This window comes from Streptomyces humicola (assembly GCF_024436035.1).
GTDB lineage: Bacteria > Actinomycetota > Actinomycetes > Streptomycetales > Streptomycetaceae > Streptantibioticus_B > Streptantibioticus_B humicola.
This window is the reverse complement of record NZ_JANFNG010000001.1, coordinates 284,694-309,625: the sequence shown is the minus strand read 5'-3', so window position 1 is coordinate 309,625 and position 24,932 is coordinate 284,694. Positions and strand designations below refer to the sequence as shown.

Below are 24,932 nucleotides of genomic sequence, written 5' to 3'. Positions count from 1 at the left end.
TTCCGGTCATTCATCATGACCTGACCACCCGACGCCCTGCTGGCGAGGCGGGCAGCCGGGCAACAGAGGCCCCGAGTCGGGTATGCGCAACTGACTCGGAGCCTCTTTGGTGTCGGAGTACGGATTCGAGATGCCGAGTCCGCCCGCGTGAGTGAGCGGGAGACGAAATTGCGTGCCGAGTCTGGCAGTTCGGTGTGCGAAAGGTGCCGCCGTTGCTGGACCGTGACGCTTCGCACCCTCACCGTGACGGAGCACCGAGAAACGCGGTGACGACCGGAGAGCGTCGATCCCGAACCCTGCTCACTCCGCCCGGGTGGCGCTGCTGTCGGAGTAACTCTGATCGCCATGAGGCTGGCAGGCCGGACAGAGCTCGTGACTCCCCCGGTAAGTGATCACGGTTCCCCAGCCGCCGCATATGTCGCAGTCGACGGCCAGGGCGGGATTGGCGCGGGGAGCGGGGTCGGGGGCGTCGGCCATTCCGTGGATCAAGAGGCTCTCCTCGGATCGATCTTCAGACACGCCTTCGTGCGGCGCACTATGCCCATATTCGCCCGTTTCGCGTCCGAATGTGACCAGATGCTCGAACTTTATGACCGTTTTACTTTGATTTGACATGCGGCAAGCTGACGCCCGTTCGGCGTTCCGCACGCCTTTTGGCCTGGCAACGTTCGCCATGCGCCGAAAACAGGGCCAACCGCGGACCTCAGCGTGCGGAGCCGGCGAGCAGACTGCCGTCCTGATCTACGCCTCCTCACCAGCCGCTGGCCGGGTCGGGACCAGCTCCGCCCCCTTCCGGCTCACCGGGCTTGATCCGCTCGCGGAACACCCTTCCCCATAATCGGGGCGCGCCCTTCGCCGACCGTGCGGCGTGCCAAGGAAGGATGGCGGGACAGCATGCCGCAGCCGACGGTCCAGGACGGCACCGACGAGCCGGCCGGCGGCGGCGCGCCGTACATCGCTCCCGGGGCCGGGGGCAATGCCATGCGGGACGCCACCGCGGCGATTCGATGCCTCGCCGCCGGCGACAGCAAGGATTCCAGGCGGTCCTGTTCGGCACCGACGGCTGGACAAGCGCCGAGACCGTCAAAACCAATGCCCCTGCCACCGGGCCGACTCCCGCCTCCTTCGGCGTGGATCGCATGAAAGCTTCTGTGATGTGGGGGGCAGTTGCCGCACGACTGGGTCACCGAGATCGCGATCAGCCCGGTCGGCTCGACCAGCGTGTCGCGGAGGGTTTCGTCGGCGGGTAGGACTTCCACCAGTTCGCAGCGATGTCGCGGGAGTGGTGTCCCGCCCCCTGTCACGCTAGGCAACGTCCTTCGGCCGTTCAGGCCGCCGCGTGGACATCTCCCGGGCCGGAAGTTGCTTGAAGTCGTGTACGCGGCAGCAGCACGTCTTTATTCCTGGAGCTGGGCCAAAAACTCCTGAGGGGTGATGGCGGGACCTCCCTCGATTTTCACGACGGGAATGACCTCTTCGTCATACCAGACGACCGGCGCGCCCACCACACCGAAGGACTCGAAGTTTCCGACTACTTCTCCAGCCCAGGCCGCGTACGTATTATCTGTGACCTTTCGATCGAAGTCAGCCGACCTCAGTCCGTTTACCGCGCCGGCTAGCGACAGCAGCACCGAGGGATCGGAGAACTGATCATCAACGGGGGGAAACGGCTGAGAGGCGAACAGCGTCCCCAGGTAGTCAAGGAACTGTGTCTGTCCCACGTCGCTCGCCGCAGCCAGTGCGCCTAGAGCACGCCGAGAACCGCTACCGCCAGCCGTGTCGTCGATCGTTGCCGCGAAGTGAAACTTGACGACGAACCTTCCCTCATCGGCGGCTTGGCGGATGGTGTCGAGAAGACTTTCTGCCACGCGGTGGCTCGCCCGGTCGCGCAGCTCGACGAACACCTGGAGCACGTGAGGCGCGTCCAGGGCGCCGTAGTACACCGTGGCGCCACCAACGCCAGTCGTATTTGCGGGAATCATGACACGAGCATGGCATAGATGGCACGAGTGAGCACGACGACAGGGCCGCAGGTCCGCCTCACACCCGAAATTCATGAGCGGGCGTCGCAAATAGTTCGGTGATTTGCGATCTCGAAGTTTGATGCTCGGAATTGTCTAACCGATCACGCTCCACGTGAATATGCCTCGGTATACACGGCAGAGAGGCGGCAAAGCTGCCGCGGCAGGACTCGCACGCCGACCTGACGACCAGGCACGCCTGGCATTGCGCTGACGCTCAGCGCCCGGCGTCAGGGCGTGTCGTCGTTGGCCTCGTCGTCTTGAGATTCCTTAATCTGCTGATAGAACGCTTGCCCGCGTCATCTGCGATCCGGGCGGCCCCGCGCGCTAGCCGTCGCGTTAGGCAAATTGAGGTGGAGACTATGCCGCATCGTCACAGTGCAGATGAGCCCGCCGAGGACCTGAACGTCAACCCGCTGTTCGCGCGTCCCGGCGAGGCTCGCAGCCGGCCGCGATTCCGGCTCGGCGAGCAGCCGATGCTGCCGGAGACCGCGTACCAGCTCGTGCACGACGAGGCGATGCTCGACGGCAACGCGCGGCTGAACTTGGCGACCTTCGTCGGCACCTGGATGGACGACGAGGCCAAGCGTCTGTATGCCGAGACCTTCGACAAGAACATGATCGACAAGGACGAGTACCCGAGCACCGCAGCCATCGAGGAGCGCTGCTGGAGGATCACCGCGGATCTGTGGCACGCGCCGGACCCCGCCGCGAGCATCGGATGCTCGACCGTTGGCTCCTCCGAGGCGTGCATGCTCGGCGGGCTCGCACTCAAGCGGCGCTGGCAGGAAGCGCGCCGTGCCCAGGGCAAGTCCGCCGACCGTCCGAACCTTGTGATGAGCTCGGCGGTGCAGGTCGTGTGGGAGAAGTTCTGCAACTACTGGGAAGTCGAACCACGCTTCGTGCCCATCAGTGAGCAGCACAAGACCCTCGACGGGTTCAATCTGCGGGCGTACGTCGACGACGGCACCATCGGTGTGGTCTCCATTCTCGGGGTCACTTACACCGGCATGTACGAGCCCGTCGCGCAGCTTAACGCCGCACTCGACGAGATCCAGCGTGAAACCGGGCTGGACATCCCCATCCACGTTGACGGCGCCTCAGGGGGGATGGTCGCTCCGTTCCTCCAGCCTGACCTGGCCTGGGATTTCCGCGTACCGCGGGTCGTCTCCATCAACACCTCCGGCCACAAGTACGGACTGGTCTACCCCGGCATGGGCTGGGTGGTGTGGCGCAGCCGGGACCTGTTGCCCGACAGCCTGGTTTTCAAGGTCAGTTACCTGGGCGGTGACATGCCGACCTTCGCCCTGAACTTCTCCCGCCCCGGCGCCCAAGTCCTCTTGCAGTACTTCCAATTTCTGCGGCTCGGCCGCGAAGGCTACCGCGAGGTGCAACAGGCCTCACAGGACGTGGCCAAGTTCCTGGCCGAGCGGATCGGCACGATTGACGCGTTCGAACTGTGGAACGACGCGTCCGACATCCCCGTGTTCGCCTGGCGGCAGGCCTCGGGGCACACGGAGAACTGGACGCTGTACGACCTGTCGGACCGGCTGCGCCAGAAGGGCTGGCTGGTGCCCGCCTATCCGATGCCTGACGACCTGGCCGACATGACAGTGCAGCGGATCGTGGTGCGCAACGGGCTGAGCATGGATCTGGCCCGTGCCCTGCTCAAGGATATCGAGGAGAGCGTGCACTACCTCGACCGATTCGCCCAGCCGCTGCCGGGCGAGGCCCGCTCCGGCTTCCACCACTGATAATCCAGCCGTGGATCGCGCTTCGGGTGTGCCCTGAGTTCGCGGCTGCCCCGAGAGCTGCAGATCCCGTGGCCTGCGCATGGCGGATCCTGCAGTATGACCGGTGATCGAACCGTACCCACCCTCGGAGGCACTTGCCTGGGCCTGTGAGGGCCCGGCGCCCGGCATCGACCCCGAGGCCTTGGAACTCCTCGCCACCGACGCCGCCGCCTGCGCCTTGCGCGCCTACAACGAGGCCCTCAGCCCCGGCGCAATACCCACCGCACCACAACCCTCGCATCTGTCGGAGTGGCACGACATGGTGCGCCGGGCAGCCACCGACCCCGGCATCCACACCTTCATGCGCCTGTGCCACGCCTCCCCAACGGCAACTCGGCGTGATGTGCGTCGGCTGCTTCCTGGCGTCGCTCAACATGACGATCGTCAACGTTGCGTTGCCGCGGATCGGTACCGGGCTCGCGGCCGGCGCCTCCGGTCTGCAGTGGGTGGTGGACGGCTACGCGCTGGCGCTCACCTCCCTGATGCTGGCCAGCGGCGCACTCGGGGACCTGCACGGCCGAGCACATCGTCCACTGAACGGAGAGCCCGACACGCAGCGGACCGGACACCTGCAGTTCGGTGAAGGCACGGTCGGTGTGCGCGTGGTGAAAAGTTGAGGGTGGGTACGGGCAAACCTAGGCTGGTGAGCGTGGGTGATCGAAATGACCCACATTCGGCCAAGGGCCCAAGCATCTTGCCTGCAGGGGTGGTCCTGCCGGAACGGCGGCTTGCTTCTCGCGCTTTTCTCCAGCCTCTTCGGCCAGGCTCGTCGTTGCAGTGCACAAGGGCAGACCTCCATCGCGATCACGGAGGGCGGCTGAGCGGTGACCGACCTGGACACGCTGTCGGTGAATACGATTCGCGGATTGTGCGTGGACGCGATCCAAAAGGCGAATTCGGGGCATCCCGGGACTCCGATGGGCATGACACCTGTCGCGTACACGCTGTGGCAGTGGTTCCTGCGCTTCGGCCCCGCCGATCCGATCTGGCCGAACCGCGACCGCTTCGTGCTCTCCGAGGTCACGCCTGCGCCCTGCTGTGGTCGCTGCTGCACCTGACAGGCTTCCGCGCGGTCGATCCCGACTGCGAGGTGCTGGGCCGCCCGGCGGTGACCCGCGATGACCTCAAGTCATTCCGGCAACTTGACTCGCGCTGCCCTGGACACCCGGAGTACGGCCAGGGGGTCGCCACCTCGGTCGGCATGGCAATCGCGGGCCAGTGGCCAGCTGCGCGGTTCAACCCTGGCGGCTTCACGCTCTCGATCTTCGACCGGGCCACCTCCCCCGGCTCGTACGACGACGCCATCCGCGCCAAGTCCGCGGCCGGACGACCGGATGAGGAGCTCTTCTTCGAGCCGGCCATCGAAGACCTCCAGCGCACCGCGGATCTCAACCCACTCGGCGACCACCACGGCTCGCATCCTGTCGTCCAACATCTTCGCCCACGCCCAGGCGCTCGCCTTCGGCAAGACCGGGGAGGAAGTCCGGGCGAAGGGCCCTCGAGGAGTTCACCGGTCGCGTCTCGGACTCCGGCGAAGGCCGGTGGACCCGTCCTCGCAGCGGTCGACGAAGGCGTACCCGCCGCCGTCATCGCCACGGCGCTCACCGAACGATTCGCATCCCGAGGCCTTGGCGAGTTCGCCGAGAAGGTCCTGTCCGCCATGCACAGCGAATTCGGCGGCCACGCCGAGAAGCGGAGCCAGCCATGAAACGCCCCGACGAGCACGTGATCATACTATTCGGCGCCACCGGCGACCTCGCCAAGCGCAAACTAATCCCCGGGCTGTTCCACCTCGCACGGGCGGGCCTGCTCCCGGACCGCTACCGCATCGTGGGCTCAGCTCGTTCCGCGCTCAGTGACGAAGCCTTCCGCAAACACGCGCACGACGCCATCGCCACCTTCGGGCTGGCGGAGCCGTCCGGGCAGGCGTGGCAGTCCTTTGAGGCCTCGCTCTCCTTCGGCGCGGCCGACCCGACCGACCCCGAACCGCTGCTCGCGGCGGTGCGAGCGGCCGAGAAATCCCTCGGCGGGCGGCCACGGCGACTGTTCCATCTGGCCCCTCCGCCCGCCGCGTTCGGGCCCACCATCGACATGCATCGCCACCTGGGCTTACGTGGCTGCCGGGTGCGGGGGCGCGTCGCCGACGAAGCTGGCAAAGGCCGCTCCCGCTACCCGCGGAGACGGCCTTCGACCTGCGAAAACTCTGGTCGGGACGACAGGATCTGAGCCTGCGGCCCCTTGACCCCCAGTCACATTCCGCGGGTCCTGGCGACCTCGTCCTCCACCCTCATCAGGTGCAGGGAGGCGCTCGACCAATCCCCGGCCGGCAGCTCGGGCGCGATCCCGTGCCCGGTCAGTACCGACGCATGGTGCACGGCACCGGTACGGGTGTCCCGGTACCGTGCGTCGGGATCCAGGCCGGCGAGCCTGAGAACGGGGCGCGGCGTGCCGTGGCGGCGGACCTGCTGCCACACCAGCACGAAGACCTCGCGGCGGTCTTTGGTGGTGTACTGCACGGCGCACAGTCCGTCGTCGACGGGACCGCGCAGCCGGTACTGGGCGCCGTGCTGCACGATATGACGGATCTTCTTGTACTCCGCCACCAGCTCGGCCGCCTCCGCGAGTTCCTCCGCCGACCAGCGCGTGAGATCGCCGCCCAGCGCAAGGACCCCGGCCATCGCAACATGGAAGCGGAAACGCAGCGGCACCGAGCGGCCGGTGAGCTGGTTGGGCACATCCGTCACCCAGGCCGCCATCGTTCGTGCCGGATAGATCTGGCTGAAGCCGTGCTGGATGCAGATCCGATCCGCCGCGTCCGTGTTGTCGGACGGCCACACCTGGTCCGTACGGGAGAGAATGCCGAGGTCGACACGGCCGCCGCCCCCGCTGCACGTCTCGATGCGCAGCCCAGGGTGTTCCGTCCGCAGCCGGTCGATGACGTCGTAGAGGTTGTGCACGTACCGCGGCCACAGCAGGTCCTGCCCGTCGTCGCGGCTGGGCCAGCCGGCCTCGCTGAGGGCACGGTTCATGTCCCACTTGAGGAAGTCGACGCCGTTGTCCCCGACCAGCCGTGTGAGCCAGCCGTAGGCCCACTCGGCCACGTCGTCGCGTGCAAAGTTGAGCACCAGCTGGTTGCGCAGCTCGGTGCGGCTGCGGTGCCGGAAGTGCAGTACCCAGTCGGGGTGCGCGCGGTACAAGTCACTGTCCGGGTTGACCATTTCGGGTTCGACCCACAGTCCGAAGCGCATGCCGAGCCGGTGGACCTCGTCGATCAGCGGGGAGAGCCCGTCGGGGAAGCCCTTGGCAGCCGGTGTCCAGTCGCCGAGCCCTGCCGTGTCGTCGCGCCGCCCGCCGAACCAGCCGTCGTCGACGACATAGAGCTCCACCCCGAGCTGTGCAGCCCGTTGCGCAAGTGCTTTCTGTCCGGTCTCGTTGGCATCGAACCCAGTAGCCTCCCAGGAGTTGAACAGCACGGGGCGCAGCTCGTCGGGGTATGGCAGCACACGGGCCAGCACGTAGGAATGCCAGGCGCGGCTCGCCGCGCCGAAACCGCCGTCGGTGTAAACGGCCGCGAAGTGCGGGGTCGCAAGCTCCTCCCCCGGCCCGAGCGGCAGTGACGTCCCGTCGTGCCACGCTCCGCCGGTGAAGGCCGTGCGTCCGTCGGAGGTGCGTTGCACGGTGATGTGCCAGCTTCCGCTCCAGGCCAAGGCCGCGCTCCACACTTCGCCCCGGTCCTCGGTGGCGTCGCCGGCGTCCAGCATCACCCAGGGATTCGCATGGTGGCTGGTGATGCCGCGGCGGCTGGTGAGGACCATCTCGCCGTGCGGCACCGATTCACGGTGCAACTGGCCCTCTGCCGACCAGCGTCCCGTGACGTGGCTGATCCGGTAGTCGTCGCGCGCAGGCAGCGTCCAGGCCGCCGAGTCCGCGCGCAGCAGGGTGATCGGTTCGTCTCCGGTGTTCCGCAGCACAGTCCAACGCTCCATGACGTCGGTGTCGTCGTGTACGCGGTAGTGCAGGGTGACCGAGAGCGGGTAGTGGCGGTCGCGGAACTCCAAGGCCAATTCGGCCGTTCCGGCCGCGGGCTCGTGGATACGGTGGCCTAGTGGCTCCCACTCGAAGGCGCGGGTTCCGTCGGCGAAGCGTACGCGCAGGGACGGTGCTCCGTACCGGGCCCCGCCGTCGACGGGTAGCTCCTCGCCGGCCGGAGGGCGGCCTTCGAAGCTGCTGATCTCCGCGGCCGGAGACGGCGCGAGTTCCCCGGCCGCCGCGGGCGTCAGCCGCGGTCCCCACACGAGGTGGCAGGGCGATCCCGTGTCGTCGATCCGCACGGCGTACGACGTGCGTGCGGTGGACAGCAGCCAGACCCCGGGGTCCGGGGCGAAGGAGATCGCAGCCATAGATCCTCGCGTTCGATTGCGCCACAGGGAGCAGTGAGCAGCAGCCAACCTCGCCTTCGATTGACTGTCAACACCCGTGCCTCAGCTTGCCTTTACAGGTTGAGGGTGGTTTCACATGCAGCTTCAGGAGAAGCCTGCTTCTTTCATTGACAGAGGAAAAGAACAGCCCTACGTTTCCGGCCATGCGCTCGACCTCGTCTCACGAGGCGGTCCCGGCGACGACTCCGGCCGCTTCCCTGGTCTTCACGACCGTGCTCTCCCACGGCCCGCTCACACGGACCGAGATAGCACGGCGGACCATGCTGTCCTCGGCCGCGGTCACCAAGGCGGTGCGCCCCCTGATGGAGGTCGGCTACCTGGTCGAAGACCTCAACGATGGCGCACGGTCCGCGCTCGGGCGTCCGGCCAATCCCGTACGGGTGAATGCGGGCAGGGCGTTCTTCATCGGGGTCAAGGTGACGGGAGACGAGATCATCGCCGTCCTGGCCGATCTGTGCTGCCGGATCCGGGTCGCTCGGCACATACGGCTCACGCACCGCGAGCCGGAGGCGGTGCTCCCCTCGATGACCTCCCTGGTGCATGAACTCCTCTTGGAGGCCGAAGGATTCGGTGTTCAGGTGCGAGGGCTGGGCATCGCCGTCTCAGGAGACGTGGACCGCGCGGACGGTGTGGTCCGCTACTCGCCCTTCCTGGATTGGCGGGACGTACCGCTCGCTGGGATCGCCGAGACCGCGACCGGGCTGCCGGTCACGGTGGACAACGACGTGCGGGCGCTGACGGTCGCCGAGCAGTGGTTCGGGGCCGGAGTAGGGCTCTCCGACTTCGCCCTGGTGACCGTGGGAGCGGGCATCGGGTGTGGGCTGGTGGTGCACGGACAAGTGGTGTCGGGTGCGCATGGCGTGGCCGGCGAGATCGGGCATCTGTCCATCGACCCGCTCGGCCCACCCTGCCACTGCGGCAACAACGGGTGCGTCGAGGCGATCGCTGCAGACCCCGCGATCCTGCGCGCAGTACGCAAGGTCACCGGCAGGGCGGTGACCACTGCTGCCGAGGCGCTGGAACTCGCCCGCAGCGGAGATCCCGGGGTGCGGGAAATCTACGCGCGGGCCGGCGAGGCCATCGGCCGGGCCATCGGTGCCGTGGTCAACCTTCTCGGCCCGGAGCGAGTGATCATCTCCGGGGAGGGGCTGGCCGCGTACGACCTGTTTGCGGAGGGGATTCGGAACGCGTTCGCCGCGTCCGCCTTCGGAACCGCCGCGGAGTGCGACGTGATGACCCGTCCGCTGTCCTTCGAGGAGTGGGCGCGAGGGGCCGCGGCCACTGCGATCCAGTCCTTCATCGGATCAGACACGGATTAGGAGTAGCAATGACGCTGCACGGCCGCGCCCTCAAGACTTTGGCAGGTCCGAACCGCAGAACGGTGGTCCAGGGAATCTTCGGCCTCGGCGCCGCCGCCCTGGCCACGCCCTCCCTCACCGCCTGCGGCGCAGGAGCGGCGTCCGACCCGAACATGGTGACCTTCGGGTCGAACGGCGGGGACGCCACACCGAAGAAGGCCTACGCAGCGGTGACATCCGCCTTCGAGAAGGACAGCAAGCTCACCGTCAAGACGAACACCGTCGACCACGACACGTTCCAGAAGAGCATCTCCACCTATCTGCAGGGCACCCCGGACGATGTCTTCACCTGGTTCGCCGGCTACCGCATGCAGTACTTCGCCAAGAAGGGCCTTGCCAGCCCCATCGACGACGTGTGGGCCACGATAGGCGCCGGCTTCAGCGATGCGGCCAAGCAGCTGTCCAAGGGAGAGGACGGGAAGTACTATTTCGTTCCCCTCTACAACTACCCGTGGGCCGTCTTCTACCGTAAAAGCGTCTTCAAGCAGCACGGATACCAGATCCCCGCGAACTGGAGCCAGTTCACTGCGTTGGCCAAGCAGATGCAAAAGGACGGGCTCTCCCCGATCGCCTCCGGCTACGGCGGCGGCGACAGCTGGAGCATCCTCGGCACCTTCGACTACCTCAACCTTCGCGCCAACGGCTATGACTTCCATATGTCCCTGATGCGGGGCCAGGCTCCTTGGACCGACCGGCGCGTCGTGGGGACCATCGATCTGTGGCGCGAGCTGGCCCCGTACCTCCAGTCGGGCGGGGGCGGCCGCTCATGGCAGGACGCCGCGCAGTCGCTGCTCGACAAGAAGTCCGGCATGGCGGTCATCGGGCTCTTCCTCGGCCAGCAGATCACCGACGACTCCCTCCGGTCCGACGTCGACTTCTTCCCGTTTCCGGAAATCGACCCGACGTACGGTCAGGACGCGGTCGAGGCGCCCACCGACGGTTTCATGCTCAGCCGCAGTCCGAAGAATCCCGACGGCGCGCACAAGTTCCTGGAGTTCCTCGGCAGCGCCAAGGCCGAGAGCATCTACATGAGCGTCGACCCGAGCAATGTCGCAGTCAACTCCGCAGCCGGCACCGGCTCGTACAACGCCCTGCAGAAGAAGTCCGCCGAACTCATCGCCGGTGCCAAGTACATCACCCAGTTCGGGGACCGCGACAGCGACCCGGGATTCATATCCACCGTGGTCGAGCCCGGCTTCACCGAGTGGCTGAACCATCCCGACGACGGCTCGTCCCTGCTCAGGACCATCGAGTCGCAGCGCTCGCGGTTCTTCACGGCCTGATCCACCGGAGAGGTTCACCATGTCCTCCGTGCGTACCGCGCCTCGGGCCTCGTCGCGCGCACACCCTCGTCCCCGCCGACTCGGTCCTGGTGACCGCCTCTTCCTGACGGTTGTCGTCGGAATCCCACTGCTTGCCCTGCTGGTCTTCGTGTGGCTGCCGGCGCTGGCCTCCATCGGCTTGTCCTTCACCAGCTGGGACGGTCTGACCCTGTCCGACCTCCACTGGGTCGGGCTGGAGAACTACCGACAGATCTTCACCGACTACCCGCCGTTCTGGCCGGCCGTCACGCACAACGTGATCTGGCTGCTGTTCACGGCGTTGCTGCCCACCCCGTTCGGTGTCTTCCTGGCCTACCAGCTGGACCGCAAAATCCGCTTCACCCGGGTCTACCAGACAGCGATCTTCATACCGATGGTGCTGTCCCTGGCGGTCGTCGGCCTCATCTGGGACATCATCTACAACCCCGACTACGGCCTGCTGAACGGTGTGATCAGTACCGTGTCGTCCGGCCACCCCATCGACTGGCTGGGCGATCCCAACCTGAACCTGTGGGCCGTACTGGTCGCCTCAGGATGGCGGCACACCGGCTACATCATGATCCTCTACCTGGCGGGGCTGAAGGGCTTCGATCCCGCTCTGAAGGAGGCTGCCGCGCTCGACGGTGCCAACGGACGCCAGACCTTCATGAAGGTGGTGCTGCCGGCCATGAAGCCGGTCAACATCATCATCCTGGTCGTCACCGTCATGGAGTCCCTGCGCGCCTTCGACATTGTCTATGTGCTCGGCGGCGGAACGGGCAGCAAGCCCGGCATGGAACTGCTCTCCCTGCTCATCAGCGACAACATCACCGGCGAGTCCAGCCATATCGGATACGGTTCCGCCCTCGCGGTCATCCTGCTCCTGGTCTCCCTTGCCGCGATCGGGACCTTCCTGTTCCAGACTTTCCGTAAGGAGGACCAGTGACCGCGACCGCCACGCCACCGGTCCGCCGGTCACGCACGCCGCTCACGAGTACCGCCCGCTCCCCGAGAGGGCCGAAGCGACAGTCCGGACGGCACATCATGCTCGGCAGCATCGCGTTGCTGTGGCTCGTGCCGCTGCTGTGGGCCGTCTACACCTCACTGCGCCCCTACTCGGACACCACGAAGCACGGTTATCTTTCCTGGCCGCGCAGCATCAGCTTGCAGAACTTCTCGGACGCCTGGAGCCAGTCCGGGATGCCGCACTTCTTCTGGAACTCGGTGCTCATCACGGTTCCGGCGGTCCTGGGCACCCTGCTCTTCGCCTCGGCGGTGGCCTTCTTCGTCTCGCGGTTCGACTTCCGCTGGAACATCGTGCTGCTGATGCTCTTCACCGCGGGAAACCTGCTCCCGGCACAGGTGTTGATCACACCCCTGTACAAGCTTTACCTGCTGATACCGCTGCCATCGTGGATGAGCGACTCCCTGCTCGTCTACAACTCCCTCTGGGGCATCATCTTCATCCACATCGCCTACCAGTGCGGCTTCTGCACCTTCGTCCTCAGCAACTACATGAAGACGATCCCGAAGGAGATCTCCGAAGCCGCACTCGTCGACGGTGCCCCGGTGTGGCGTCAGTTCTTCCAGATCGTGGTGCCGTTGTGCCGCCCGGCGTTCGCGGCGCTCGCGACTTTGGAATCCATTTGGATCTACAACGACTTCTTCTGGTCCCTCACCCTGATCCAGACCGGCGACAAGCGTCCGATCACATCTGCCTTGGCCAACCTGCAGGGCCAGTACTTCACCAACCCGAACCTCATCGCGGCAGGTGCTCTCATGACCGCGATCCCGACGCTGCTGGTGTACTTCGCGCTCCAGCGCCAGTTCATCAGCGGGCTCACCATCGGCTCGAGCAAGGGCTGAGCCTCAGACCCGACGCCACGGCAGGTCACCAAGTCCGGTCCTCGGCATCGGGAAAGCACGTCCCCTGCCCGCTTCCCCCGCACCTTCCCCGAGGTTTCGACACCAGGAGGTCCGACCCATGCGGTCATCCTCGTCCCGACTCCTGCCCGGAGCCACCGCCCGCTGCGCACGCCGGACCATAAGGGCCTTGCTCGTCCTGGCCGTTACCGCCGGTCTCGCCACGGCCCTCCCCACCACGAGCCCTCAGGCCAGGGCGGCCGCCGCTCCCACAACCACCACCACGGCCCCGGCCACGACCACCACAGCGGGCAGCACCTCCGACATCGCCGCCACGCCCTACATGGGCTGGTCCAGCTGGAGCATGCAGTCCTCCCAGTACCCGGGCTTGAACCCGAACGGCAACTACAGCTACCTCACCGAGGCGAACGTCCTGAAGCAGACGGACGCCCTCGCCTCCAAACTGAAGAACTACGGCTATGACTACGTCAACATCGACGCCGGCTGGTGGCGCGACAACAACTGGACGCCCGAGTACGACCAGTACGGCAGACAGACGCCCGACCCGGCCCGTTTCCCCAACGGGATGAAACCGGTCGCCGACTACATCCACTCCAAGGGCCTCAAGGCCGGCATCTACCTGCCTGTCGGCCTGGAGAAGGAGGCGTACGGCGACGGCAAGGTGCCGATCTGGAACGCTACCGGCTGCACCACCGCCGACATCGTCTACCCCGATCTCCGCACCACCAACGGCTGGGACAGCTCCTACAAGCTGAACTTCGACAACCCCTGCGCGCAGAAGTACATCGACTCGCAGGCGCAGATGCTCGCCGACTGGGGCTATGACTTCCTCAAGCTGGACGGCGTGGGCCCCGGGTCCTTCAAGTCCGGTGACAACTACAACAACGTCGCCGACGTCGCCGCATGGCACAAGGCCATCGCCGCCACCGGGCGCCCGATCCACCTCGAGCTTTCCTGGTCGCTGGACATCAACTATGCCGCCGACTGGAAGCAGTACTCCAACGGCTGGCGCATCGACACCGACGTCGAATGCTACTGCAACACCCTGGTCACCTGGGACAACTCGGTCAAGGTACGGTGGAACGACGCCCCTGCGTGGAGCGACAAGGCCGGCCCGGGCGGCTGGAACGACCTCGACTCGCTCGACGTCGGCAACGGGCAGATGGACGGCCTGACCAACGCCGAGCGACAGAGCTACATGACCCTTTGGGCCATCAACAAGTCGCCGCTGTTCACCGGTGACGACCTCACCAAGCTGGACAGCTACGGCCTCTCCCTGCTCACCAACCAGGAAGTCATCGCCGTCGACCAGAGCAACTCGCCCGTCGCCCGTCCCGTCACCCCCATGGGCGACCAACAGGTCTGGGCCACCAAGAACCCCGACGGCAGCTACACCGTCGCCCTGTTCAACCTCGCCGGCGCACCCGCCTCCGTCACCGCCGACTGGGCGTCCCTCGGCTTCAAAGGCAACGCCTCCGTGCACGACCTGTGGAACCACCAGGACATCGGGAACTACAAGGACAGCATCACCGAGGCACTGCCCGCGCACGGCTCACGGTTGTTCACCATCAAGCCCGGCGGCAGCAAACTGGCCACCACAAGCTACGAGGCCGAGTCCCCGGACAACACGCTGACCGGTGGTGCCACCGTCGTCGGCTGTGCCGCCTGCTCGGGCCATGAGAAGGTCGGCAACCTCTACCTCGGCGGCAAACTGCAATTCAACGACATCACGGTGAAGAAGGACGGGATCTACACCATCAACGTTGCTTACATCAGCGGCGATCCTCGCTCCGTGACCGTCTACTCCAACAGCAGCAACGGCAGCAGCCTCAACTTCCCCTCCACGGGCGACTGGAACACCGTCGACACCGTCAGCATCCGGCTGCCCCTGAAGGCGGGCTCCAACACGATCACCTTCGACAGCGGCAGCGGATACGCACCCGACATCGACAAGATCGACGTCCCGCGTTCCGGCTGACGCATGTAACCCTGCGCCGGCCAGACCGCCACGGTCCGGGCCCGCACCCGGGGACCGGCCCCACCCGGTCCCCGTACATCCGGGCGCCCCACACGCCTTTCGAGTGCTCTTTCCCACGAACCGTCGACGGCACGCAGCCGTCGTTCCCGCACGCGCCATCCCCCAGACGTACGGAGCGCACAACCGTGGACATCCAGCACACCGAATCACTCGACAACCGCCTCAGCCGCAGGGGCTTCCTTGCCCTCACCGCCGCAGCCGGCGCGGCCACCGCACTCGGCGGTCTGCCCGCTTTCACGGCCTCCGCCGCCCCCCTCCGTCCCACGGAGAACCCCATGCTGTCCGCGGCCCAGGCCGCGAAGAACCAGCTGTGGTGGCAGGCTCCCGGCTCCTCCGCCTCGATGATCCAGCAGGGGCTGCCCGTAGGGAACGGGCGCCTGGGAGCACTCACGAGCAACGACCCCGCCGGCGAACTCCTGATGATCACCGACGACACGCTGTGGACCGGCGGGCGAAACGACACGCTGCAAAGCGACGGCCAGTTCCCCTACAGCCAGGACGACTTCGGCACCTTCACCCTGCTGGCCCAGCTCACCGTCGACATCCCCGGCCACGACCTCAGCTCCGCCAACGACTACCGGCGCACGCTCGACATGGCACAGGGCCTGGTCAGCGCCTCCTACGAGATCTCCGGCGTCACCTACCAGCGGCAGATCTTCGCCAGCCGCCCCGACGACGTCATCGTCCTGCACTTCTCCCAGCAGGGCGCCGGCTCCTACACCGGCACCGTCTCGCTCACCGGCACCCACGGTGAGTCCACCACCGCCGACAGCGCAGGTCCGTGCGCATCGTTCGGCGCCTCCCTCGCCAACGGACTGAAGTACGGCGCCGCCGTCACCGCCTACAGCAGCACCGGCAAGGTCGGCCTCAGCGGCACGTCCCTATCCTTCAACGGCTGCAAGGACCTCACCGTCGTCGTCAGCGGCGGAACCAACTATCTGCCCGACGCCGCCGCGAACTTCCGCGACCCGTCCGTCGACCCGGAGCCCCTGGCCCGGAGCAAGGCGCTCGCCGCGGCGAGGCAGTCGGTGACCGCCCTGCTGCACACCCACGTCGCCGACTTTCTGGCCGCCTTCGGCGAGTTCGGCCTCGACCTCGGCACGTCCTCCGCCGCGCAGCGAGGACTGGACACCTGGGGACGGGTGCAGGCCCGCTGGCAGAACAACGTGCCGGACCCCGAACTCGAGGCTGCCTACGTGCAGTTCGGTCGCTACCTGATGGTATCCGGATCGCGGGGCAGCCTGCCGCTCAACCTCCAGGGCCTGTGGCTGGACGGCAACGCCCCGGCCTGGATGGCCGACTACCACACCGACATCAACATCGAGATGAACTACTGGATGGCCGACCGGGCAGGTCTGTCTGACTGCTTCGACGCCTTCGCCGACTACTGCCTGGCGCAACTGCCCTCCTGGACGGACATCACTCAGCGGCTGTTCAACACCCCGACCAACAGATACCGCAACTCCAGCGGGAAGATCGCCGGCTGGACCGTCGCCATCTCCACCAACCCGTACGGCGGCGGCGGCTGGTGGTGGCACCCGGCCGGCAACGCCTGGCTGTGTCTGAACCTGTTCGAGCACTACGAGTACACCCAGGACCGCGCCTACCTCGACAAGGTCTACCCCCTCATCAAGGGCGCAGTGGAGTTCTGGGAGGCTCGCCTCATCACCACTACGGTCACCGACGCGTCCGGCACCTCGTACGAGGTCCTGATCGCCGACAGCGACTGGTCGCCCGAACAGGGGCCGCTCGACGCCAAGGGCATCACCTATGCCCAGGAGCTGGTGTGGAACCTCTTCGGCCACTACCTCACGGCGACCCAAGTACTCGGCCGGGACACCGACTACAGCAAAACCGTCGACGGCCTGCGCGAGCGGCTGTACCTGCCTGTGGTCAGTCCCACGACCGGCTGGCTGGAGGAGTGGATGACGCCGGACAACCTCGGCGACCCCCAGCACCGCCACCTCTCCCCTCTCATCGGGCTGTTCCCGGGTGACAGGATCCGGCCGGACAACTCCACGGCGAAGGACATCCTCGACGGCGCGACCAACCTCCTCATCGCTCGCGGCATGAACAGCTTCGGCTGGGCGAACGCCTGGCGCAGCCTATGCTGGGCGAGGCTGAAGAACGCGGAGAAGGCCTACCAGCTCGTCGTCAACAACCTGAAGCCGTCGGCCAACGGCAGCAACGGGACGGCGGTGAACCTCTTCGACATCTACGAGCTCTCGCCGGGCAACGGCATCTTCCAAATCGAAGCGAACTTCGGCACTTCCTCCGCAGTCATCGAAATGCTCGTCTATTCGCGACCGGGACACGCGGAATTGCTGCCCGCGCTGCCCGCCGCCTGGGCAGCATCCGGATCGGTATCCGGCGTCGGCGTCCGCGGCGGGTTCGTCGCCGATTTCAGCTGGAGGAACGGCAAGGTCACCCAGGCGACGCTGAAGAGCGTCGGCGGCCTCGGCACGACCGTCTATGCGAACGGCACCTCGCGGCAGCTCAGTATCAGGCCCGGAGAGTCCGTCACACTGCGCAACCTCGGGTAGAGCCGCCCGCGTGCAGCGCATCAACGTCACCCCTGACGCCGGTTTTCAAGCCCCTTGCGGGATAGAAAAGAGTGGAGAGATCGACGATGCCCCATGAGGAAGTGCTGCCGACGGCGAGCTGTCCGCCCCGTCGCAGAGTCTTGCTGTCCATGGCTGGTGCGTTGGCGTGCATGGCCCTCGCGGTCGTTCCTCTGAGCACCGCGGGCGCGGCAAGCGCCGCCGAGCCTTCGCCCCATGGCACGGGCACCCGGGTCAGCGCCTGGTCGCCCAGCATGACGACCGCCGGCCCGGCCTTCGACAACCAGACGATCCGGATGGTGGCCCACAGCAGCGTCGCCGGTTCAGAGGCACGCATCACTTTGTCCAACCGATACAGCAACACCTCGCTCGATGTCAGCGAAGTGGACGTCGCCGTCCAGACGAGCGGAGCAGACGCGGTTCGCGGGACCACCCTCAACGTCACCTTCGGCCACTCCGACCACCTCACCATCCCCGCCGGTCAAGAGGCGGTCAGCGACGTCATCCCGATCTCGGTCAACGCCGGGGAGAACCTGCTGGTCAGCCTCTACCTGCCCGGCGCGACGGGCAGCTCCACCTGGCACTCCGACGCGTTCGACACCACCTACATAGCCCCCGGCAATCACGCCGGTGACGACAACGCGAACGCCTTCGGCACCACCACGACCTCGTGGTACTACCTGGCAGGACTGGACGTCGTGTCGCCCACCGCGAAGGGCACCGTGGTCGCCTTCGGCGACTCGATCACCGACGGCTACCATTCCTCGACCGGCACCTACACGCGGTGGCCGGACTTTCTCGCTCGCCGTCTGGGCTCCGAACCGCACCCGCAAAAGCTGAGCGTCGTCGACGCCGGGATCGGCGGCAACCGGGTCCTCACCGATGTCCCCAACCTCTGGCAGGGCGTCAGCGCCCTCAAGCGCTTCGGCCATGACGCCCTCGGCCAGCCAGGCGTCAAGGATGTGATCCTCTTCGAAGGCATCAACGACATCGGGAACAATGCGGGCCCCAACGGCGGGCCGGTGACCGCCCAGGACCTCATCAACGGCTACCGCACCCTCATCAACGAGGCACACGCCGCCCACGTCAACATCATCGGCGCGACCCTGATGCCTGACGAGGGAAACGGTTACTACTCCGCCGCTGCCGAAAGCCTCCGCCAGAGCGTCAACCAGTGGATCCGTACCAGCGGCGCCTTCGACGGGGTCATTGATTTCGACCTCGCCATGCGCGACCCCGCGAACCCGGCCGCCCTCGACCCTGCCTACGACTCGGGCGACCACATCCACCCCAACGACGCGGGCATGAAGGCGATGGCCGACGCGATCGATCTCGGCCTGCTGCGCTGGTGAAGCAGGCCGAGCCGCGGGCGCACTACCGGAGCGCCCTGTGCAGCTCCGGTCGTTGCGATGCGCAGGCCTCCCTGCCGAGGCAGGATCTGCGCCCGTCTGCACACCGGCCGTCGCGTGGCACGCGCGTCTTCGCCGTCACCGCAGCCCCAGCCCCAGCCGCAGCCGCAGCCGCAGCGAGGCGCTGTCCCTCGAAGTCGCAGTGTGAGTACAGGAGTTGACGTCGGTCGTCGAGGACAGCGCGCTCGCCGCCGACCCCGACGCCGGGAACACTCTCGCCGACCGGAGCGGCCACCCCCACCAGGTCTCCGGGACGGCGTCCTCGGCTCGTACTAACCGGTGTCCTGGAACGTGACCCGGCTCGGGTAGCCGCTCACCGGGCAGGCACGCAGTCCCCGCAGTCCTGCCTCACCTCTCCCTCGCCAGGCGGCGACGGGCCACTGGGGTGGTCCGCGGCGACAACGGCACCCCTGAGCGGCGCGGGTCCGGGGGACCGGCCCTGGATCCGCGTTTAATCGCGCCAGAGAACCGGAACGCCGGGCGCGGATCGCCGAGCCATGCCCACAGTGCTTGAGGGAGATTGCAATGAGCGGCGCAACCTCCGGCGCGAGGGTGTTCGTGTTCGGTGGACTCGGCGGCGGTTCAAGTACTGGCCATGTTCTATCCGGTTGAGGAAGATCTGCACCCGGTAGGCGCGGGCCAGGCCGTCCGTGCCTCCCGGCCCCCATGACGGCAAGGCACCCTGAAGAATTGGTCCATACCCTTGACGCGACCATGGCGTGGGAGTTCAATCATGCCTTGAACAAAGGAGGTTGGAGAAGCCTCCGACCGTTCAATCTCTTGAACACGGGTCGTTGCCGAGCCACCCGTCACCTCGGTCCGCACGTGTTCACAAGCACGGCAGCACGGCAGCACAGCAGCACAGCAGTTCCAGCGAGTCCCGTCCGGAGATGTGCCCCAGCACTTCTGCTTACGCACCCGCCCAGTGCCGGAAGCGATGGCGGAACCCGATACTCCTCCCCACACCATCCCTCCCAGCGACCCCTGACGGCCCGTAGGGCCTGGGGGGCCGCTGGCCGAATCCCGGCCGCAGATTCCCGCTGCACCGGAGTCCCTGGCCCGCATGGCATCTGCCTGGTGCTCGGCCGCCCTTCTCCGGGCACCAGGCCTCCGGGAATACCCCCCACCCGTATCCCGACCGCCCTTTCAGTGAAGGCAGTTATGACCCTACGTCATGGAAGAAGAGTGGCGGCCGCTGCCGCACTTCCCGTCGCGATGATGGCGCTCACGCTCGGCAGCACCGCCACGGCCCACGCCGCCACCGGATTCCCGGCCCACTACGCCGCGCCCTACTTGCAGATCGCGGGCAGCGACGCCGGCGACATGTCCGCCGACATGAACGCCACAGGCTTGAAGGACTACACCCTTGCGTTCTTGATCCCGCAATCCGGCTGCACCGCTCAATGGGAGGATGACGGCTCCGCTGTGGGCGCCTTCGCCTCACAGATCAACTCTCTGACAGCAGCCGGCGGCAACGTCATCATCTCCTTCGGCGGTGCCTCCGGCGGCGAGCTCGCCCAGACCTGCACCTCGGTCTCCGCCCTCACCGCAGCTTATGCGAACGTGGTGAATACCTACGGGGTCACCCGGCTCGACTTCGACATCGAAGGCAGTGTGCTGGGCGACACCGCCGCCAACACCCGCCGCGACCAGGCCCTCGCGGCCCTCCAGGCCGAGAACCCCTCCGTACAGGTCGATTACACCCTCGCGGTGGCCCCTGACGGGCTGCCCTCACAGGAGATGGGCGTCCTGCAGGACGCGAAGAGCCAGGGCGTCAATGTCAGCCTCGTCAACATCATGACCATGGACTTCGGTGACGGCCAGAATCCGCTGAGCGATGCCGAATCCGCCGCACAGGCCACTGCCGGACAGCTGGCGAGCCTCTACGGGATCTCCACCTCCGCCGCCTATGCCAGGATGGGACTCACCCCCATCGCGGGGCAGAACGACGACAACGAGTTCTTCTCCCAGTCCGACGCCTCGGCCCTCGAGAGCTTCGCCGCGTCCAACGGCGTGCAGGAGTTGTCCTTCTGGGAAGTCGACGGCTATGACAAGCCTGTCAATTACGCTTACTCGCGGATCTTCAACCAGATCACCGGGAGCAGTTCCGGGGGCGGCTCAGCCACGGGTCCGATCACGGGCTACGGCGGTCTGTGCGTCGATGACAGTGGGGCCTCGACGGCCAACTTCAACCCTATCCAGGTCTACACCTGCAACGGCACCGGCGCCCAGCAATGGACCGTCGCCGCGGGCAACACACTTCAAGTGCTCGGCAAATGCATGGACATCAACGGCGGCGGCACCACAAACGGCACCACCGTAGACCTGTACGACTGCAACGGCACCGGCGCCCAGGTCTGGCAACCACAATCCAACGGCGCACTGCTCAACCCGCAATCAGGCAAATGCCTGGACGACACCAACTGGTCCACCACCCCCGGAACCCAGCTCCAAATCTGGGACTGCACCGGAAACGCCAACCAGAAGTGGACCCTGCCCACCGTATCCGGCGGGGGCAGTGGTAGCGCCCCCAACCTCGGGCCGAACGTGCTGACCTTCGATCCGTCGATGCCCAGCGCGACCATCCAGAATGAGATCAACAACGTCTACAGCCAACAGCAGTCCAACCAGTTCGGCACCAGCCGCTACGCACTGCTGTTCGCGCCGGGCACCTACAACGTCAACCTTCCGGTCGGCTTCTACACCCAGGTGCTCGGCCTGGGCCTGTCGCCGAACGACACTACGATCACCGGCGGCGGAGTCAACGCCGACGCCAGCTGGAACGGGGGTAACGCGACCGAGAACTTCTGGCGCTCGGCGGAGAACCTCACCATGGCCCCCTCCTCCGGCACCACCAAGTGGGCCGTGTCCCAGGCAGCTCCCCTCCGACGGGTGCATGTCCAGGGCAACCTGGTGCTCGACGACAACGGCGGCTGGTCCAGCGGTGGCTTTCTCGGCGACTCCGAAGTCGACGGCCAGGTCAACTCCGGAAGCCAGCAGCAGTGGCTTTCCCGGAACGACCAGTTGGGCAGCTGGACCGGATCCAACTGGAACATGGTCTTCGTCGGCGACACCGGTGCCCCGGCACAGAGCTTCCCCAACCCGCCCTACACCACGATCGGCCAAACCCCGGTCAGTGCGGAGCAGCCCTTCCTCTACATCGACGGTTCCGGGAACTACAACGTCTTCGTCCCCGCCGACCGGACGAACTCCACGGGCACCGACTGGTCAGGCGGTCCCCCAGCAGGCACCTCCCTGCCGATCGGCGACTTCTATATCGCCACCCCCTCCGACACCGCCGACACCATCAACGCCGCCCTCGCCGCAGGCAAGGACCTGCTCTTCACTCCTGGCGTCTACCAGCTCGACGGCACCATCAACGTGACCAATCCCGACACCGTGGTGCTCGGCCTCGGCCTGGCAACCCTGGTCGCGAACAACGGCACCACAGCGATCTCCGTTGCGGACGTCAACGGCGTAAAGATCGCCGGCCTCATCGTCGACGCCGGCACGACCAACTCCCCCGTCCTGATGCAGGTCGGCCCCGCCGGCTCCACCTCGGACCACGCCGATGACCCGACCGTCCTGTCCGACGTCTACTTCCGCATCGGCGGGGCGACCCCGGGACAGGCGACGCAAACGCTCCAGGTGAACAGCAACAACGTCATCGGAGACAACATGTGGCTATGGCGGGCAGACCATGGCAACGGCGTCGGGTGGACGTCGAACACCGCGGCGAACGGCCTGATAGTCAACGGTACCGACGTCACCATGTACGGCCTGGCCGTCGAGCACTACCAGCAGTACCAGGTGACATGGAACGGCAACGGCGGCCGAACCTACTTCTACCAGAGCGAAATGCCCTACGATCCACCGGACCAGTCCAGCTGGATGAACGGCAGCAGCAACGGCTATGCGTCCTACAAGGTCGCCGATACAGTCACCAGCCACCAGGCATATGGGCTGGGCGTCTACTGTTACTTCAGCACAAACCCCAGCGTGGTCGCTGACCGCGCCATCGAAGTTCCCGACACCTCGGGTGTCCAGCTGAGCGACATGGTGACCGTCTCCCTCGGTGGAACGGGAACGATCAGCCACATCGTCAACAGCACCGGAGGACCGTCCAACTCGAACACTAGTGTGGCGGATCTGATCAGCTATCCATAACCCGGCACCATCGGTGCGGACGGAGCCATCGAGCTCCGTCCGCACCGTCATGACCACACGGCGGCGGGCGCCGCCCACGCCTGCGCCGAGCAACTGGGCCTTCCGCTGCGGGTGGTGCGCTTCGGCTCCGATGAGGCCCGCGACGCGTACGGCCACTGGCGCCGCCTCTGTGAGACCGAGGAGGACGGCTGCCTGCTGGTGCGCTCCGACGGCTACATCGCCTGGCCCATCATGTCCGCGTCCACGCAGGATCGGGCCGCGCGGAAGGAGCTGCGACCGCGCCGGCATGCTCCACCGCTGAGCGACCGGCCCTCGGTCGCTGGGCTACGGCTGCGCGTTGTCCTCCAGGCGGGAAAGTACGCGGTGGGCGATGGCCTGCAGTGCGTCCACGTGCTCCGCGGTGAGCTGATCGAAGAACAGTGCGCGTACGGTCTCGACGTGGCGGGGCGCCGCTTGTTCGATCGCCTGCCGTCCAAGGGGGGTGAGCACGGTGTAAGCGCCCCGGGCATCGTCGGGGCAGTCCTCGCGTGCGACGAGTCCGCGACGCTGCATGCGAGCGATGTGGTGGGACAGTCGGCTCTTCTCCCACTGCAGCGCACGGGCCAGCTCGAGGACGCGGACACGCCCGTCGGGGCGACCGGTGAGCTGGACCAGCACGTCGAAGTCGGCCAGCGACAGTCCGGAGTCGGCCTGGAGCTGACGGTGGAGGCGGGCGGTGAGCTGGGAGTTCATGGCCAGGTAGGCGCGCCAGGAGCGTTGCCGGCGGTCGTCGAGCCAACGGGGTTCGGTCACATCGGCAAGTCCATCGAAGTGGTTGACACATCACCTATCTCCACACCGGAGATCATCTTCCGCTCCACCGAGGTCACCCGGACCGACCGGGACGCCTTCGAGCTCACCGGGGACCTCACCATCAAGGGCGTGACCCGACAGGTGACTGTGCCGGTCACCTTCGAAGGGCAGGCCACCGACCCGTTCGGCGACAGCCGCCTCGGCTTCGAGGGCTCGACCACCATCAACCGCAAGGACTTCGGCATCACCTGGAACGCCACCCTGGAGACCGGCGGCGTGCTGGTGAGCGACAAGATCGTGCTGGAGTTCGAGGTTTCGGCCATCAAGCAGGTCTGATCACGGCCACACCCAGCCACGGAGGGCACCACCACGAGCGTCATCGCGCTCCGTCCGCGCGTCGAAATGCACGCCGCCCTCGGCTGACCTGACGCTTCCGACCCCATCAGGAGCGAGCATGCCCACCGTCGACACCGCCGCCCTGGCGGCGGAACGCGCACGGCTGCGCGCCAAGCATCTGTGCCCCGCCGAGCAGCGCCCGGCCAGCACCGCACGCGGCCTGCACCACACGGCGCTGATCTCCAGCGACGTGGAACGCACCATCGCCTTCTACCAGGAAGTGCTGGAGTTCCCGCTGACCGAGTTGATCGAGAACCGCGACTACCCCGGCTCCTCGCACTTCTTCTTCGACATCGGCCACGGCAACCTGCTGGCGTTCTTCGATTTCCCCGGCCTCGACCTCGACCCCTACGCCGAGGTCCTCGGCGGGCTGCACCACGTCGCCATCTCGGTGACGCCCGATCGGTGGCGGCAGCTGGTGGAGAATCTGCGGCAGGCCGGCGTCGACCACACCGTGCACAGCGAGGTGTCCGTGTACTTCCGCGATCCCGACGGCGCCCGCATCGAGCTGATCGCCGACCCGCTCGGCGAGATGTACGGCAACTCCGTCCTGTAACCCCGGCGTCCTCAAGAACTGCTCAAGCACGACGACGGGGTGCGTTAACCGACGGTGCCTCCGGGCGCTCCTGCCGGGACGCGGCAATCCGATACACCGTCAGGGGTCTGCAACGGAGTGGAGAAGCCCAATGGGGTCGATCGGGTGCCGTTGCGTCCGCAGCATGAGCGACATCGCGATGGCGACCGCGTACCGCCCGCGTACGGCCTGGCGAACT

Annotated in this window: 17 protein-coding genes and 1 pseudogene; 15 read left to right on the top strand and 3 right to left on the bottom strand. The window is 66.6% G+C overall.

The genetic code is table 11. From position 1 onward, the window contains the following. Positions 1–1,397: 1,397 nt before the first annotated feature. Complete coding sequence (locus NGB36_RS01430; protein ID WP_255918151.1) at positions 1,398–1,982, bottom strand: thioredoxin domain-containing protein; 585 nt, start codon at positions 1,980–1,982, stop codon at positions 1,398–1,400. Between the two features lie 401 nt (positions 1,983–2,383). Here NGB36_RS01430 and gad point away from each other — a divergent pair, with 401 nt between their 5' ends. The 5 genes and pseudogenes from gad to NGB36_RS01405 all read left to right on the top strand — a co-directional run bounded on the left by gad (position 2,384) and on the right by NGB36_RS01405 (position 6,040). Continuing rightward, the gene (gene gad, locus NGB36_RS01425; protein ID WP_255918150.1) at positions 2,384–3,775 is read left to right on the top strand and encodes a glutamate decarboxylase; all 1,392 of its coding nucleotides are present in this window, start codon (positions 2,384–2,386) and stop codon (positions 3,773–3,775) included. Positions 3,776–4,188: 413 nt separating this feature from the next. After that, entirely contained in the window at positions 4,189–4,431 is a 243-nt protein-coding gene (locus NGB36_RS01420; RefSeq protein ID WP_255918149.1) for a hypothetical protein, read from the top strand. 207 nt (positions 4,432–4,638) lie between these two features. Continuing rightward, positions 4,639–5,012: pseudogene (locus tag NGB36_RS01415) on the top strand (thiamine pyrophosphate-binding protein); the annotation flags it as partial. Between the two features lie 3 nt (positions 5,013–5,015). Beyond that, positions 5,016–5,522, top strand: coding sequence for a hypothetical protein (locus tag NGB36_RS01410; protein ID WP_255918536.1), 507 nt, complete (start codon positions 5,016–5,018; stop codon positions 5,520–5,522). Next, on the top strand, positions 5,519–6,040 hold the full coding sequence (locus NGB36_RS01405; protein WP_308288790.1) for a glucose-6-phosphate dehydrogenase: 522 nt from the start codon (positions 5,519–5,521) through the stop codon (positions 6,038–6,040). The genes NGB36_RS01410 and NGB36_RS01405 overlap by 4 nt, the downstream gene beginning before the upstream one ends. Positions 6,041–6,063: 23 nt before the next feature. On the opposite strand, the gene NGB36_RS01400 is transcribed toward NGB36_RS01405, so the two are convergent. After that, positions 6,064–8,214, bottom strand: coding sequence for an alpha-galactosidase (locus tag NGB36_RS01400; RefSeq protein WP_255918148.1), 2,151 nt, complete (start codon positions 8,212–8,214; stop codon positions 6,064–6,066). A gap of 182 nt (positions 8,215–8,396) precedes the next feature. On the opposite strand from NGB36_RS01400, the gene NGB36_RS01395 reads away from it, so the two are divergent. From NGB36_RS01395 to NGB36_RS01355, 8 genes are all read left to right on the top strand, one after another. After that, positions 8,397–9,572, top strand: coding sequence for an ROK family transcriptional regulator (locus NGB36_RS01395; protein WP_255918147.1), 1,176 nt, complete (start codon positions 8,397–8,399; stop codon positions 9,570–9,572). Between the two features lie 8 nt (positions 9,573–9,580). After that, positions 9,581–10,894: an ABC transporter substrate-binding protein gene (locus tag NGB36_RS01390; RefSeq protein ID WP_255918146.1), complete on the top strand. Its 1,314-nt coding sequence runs from the start codon at positions 9,581–9,583 to the stop codon at positions 10,892–10,894. A 19-nt stretch (positions 10,895–10,913) separates the two neighbouring features. After that, complete coding sequence (locus tag NGB36_RS01385; protein ID WP_269469685.1) at positions 10,914–11,858, top strand: carbohydrate ABC transporter permease; 945 nt, start codon at positions 10,914–10,916, stop codon at positions 11,856–11,858. A 98-nt stretch (positions 11,859–11,956) separates the two neighbouring features. Then, on the top strand, positions 11,957–12,778 hold the full coding sequence (locus tag NGB36_RS01380) for a carbohydrate ABC transporter permease (RefSeq protein WP_255918144.1): 822 nt from the start codon (positions 11,957–11,959) through the stop codon (positions 12,776–12,778). Positions 12,779–12,896: 118 nt separating this feature from the next. Further along, positions 12,897–14,774 carry an alpha-galactosidase D gene (locus NGB36_RS01375; RefSeq protein WP_255918143.1) on the top strand — a complete coding sequence of 626 codons (1,878 nt, stop codon included), beginning with the start codon at positions 12,897–12,899 and terminating at the stop codon, positions 14,772–14,774. Between the two features lie 185 nt (positions 14,775–14,959). Then, positions 14,960–17,377 carry a glycosyl hydrolase family 95 catalytic domain-containing protein gene (locus NGB36_RS01370; RefSeq protein WP_255918142.1) on the top strand — a complete coding sequence of 806 codons (2,418 nt, stop codon included), beginning with the start codon at positions 14,960–14,962 and terminating at the stop codon, positions 17,375–17,377. Between the two features lie 149 nt (positions 17,378–17,526). Then, positions 17,527–18,747: an SGNH/GDSL hydrolase family protein gene (locus tag NGB36_RS01365; protein ID WP_255918141.1), complete on the top strand. Its 1,221-nt coding sequence runs from the start codon at positions 17,527–17,529 to the stop codon at positions 18,745–18,747. Positions 18,748–19,989: 1,242 nt separating this feature from the next. Next, positions 19,990–22,971 carry a pectate lyase-like domain-containing protein gene (locus NGB36_RS01355; RefSeq protein ID WP_308288789.1) on the top strand — a complete coding sequence of 994 codons (2,982 nt, stop codon included), beginning with the start codon at positions 19,990–19,992 and terminating at the stop codon, positions 22,969–22,971. A 324-nt stretch (positions 22,972–23,295) separates the two neighbouring features. On the opposite strand, the gene NGB36_RS01350 is transcribed toward NGB36_RS01355, so the two are convergent. After that, positions 23,296–23,703: a MarR family winged helix-turn-helix transcriptional regulator gene (locus NGB36_RS01350; RefSeq protein ID WP_269469730.1), complete on the bottom strand. Its 408-nt coding sequence runs from the start codon at positions 23,701–23,703 to the stop codon at positions 23,296–23,298. A 78-nt stretch (positions 23,704–23,781) separates the two neighbouring features. On the opposite strand from NGB36_RS01350, the gene NGB36_RS01345 reads away from it, so the two are divergent. Both NGB36_RS01345 and NGB36_RS01340 read left to right on the top strand, forming a co-directional pair. Further along, positions 23,782–24,099, top strand: coding sequence for a YceI family protein (locus tag NGB36_RS01345; RefSeq protein WP_308288788.1), 318 nt, complete (start codon positions 23,782–23,784; stop codon positions 24,097–24,099). A 118-nt stretch (positions 24,100–24,217) separates the two neighbouring features. Then, positions 24,218–24,715 carry a VOC family protein gene (locus NGB36_RS01340; protein ID WP_255918139.1) on the top strand — a complete coding sequence of 166 codons (498 nt, stop codon included), beginning with the start codon at positions 24,218–24,220 and terminating at the stop codon, positions 24,713–24,715. Positions 24,716–24,932: the final 217 nt, after the last annotated feature.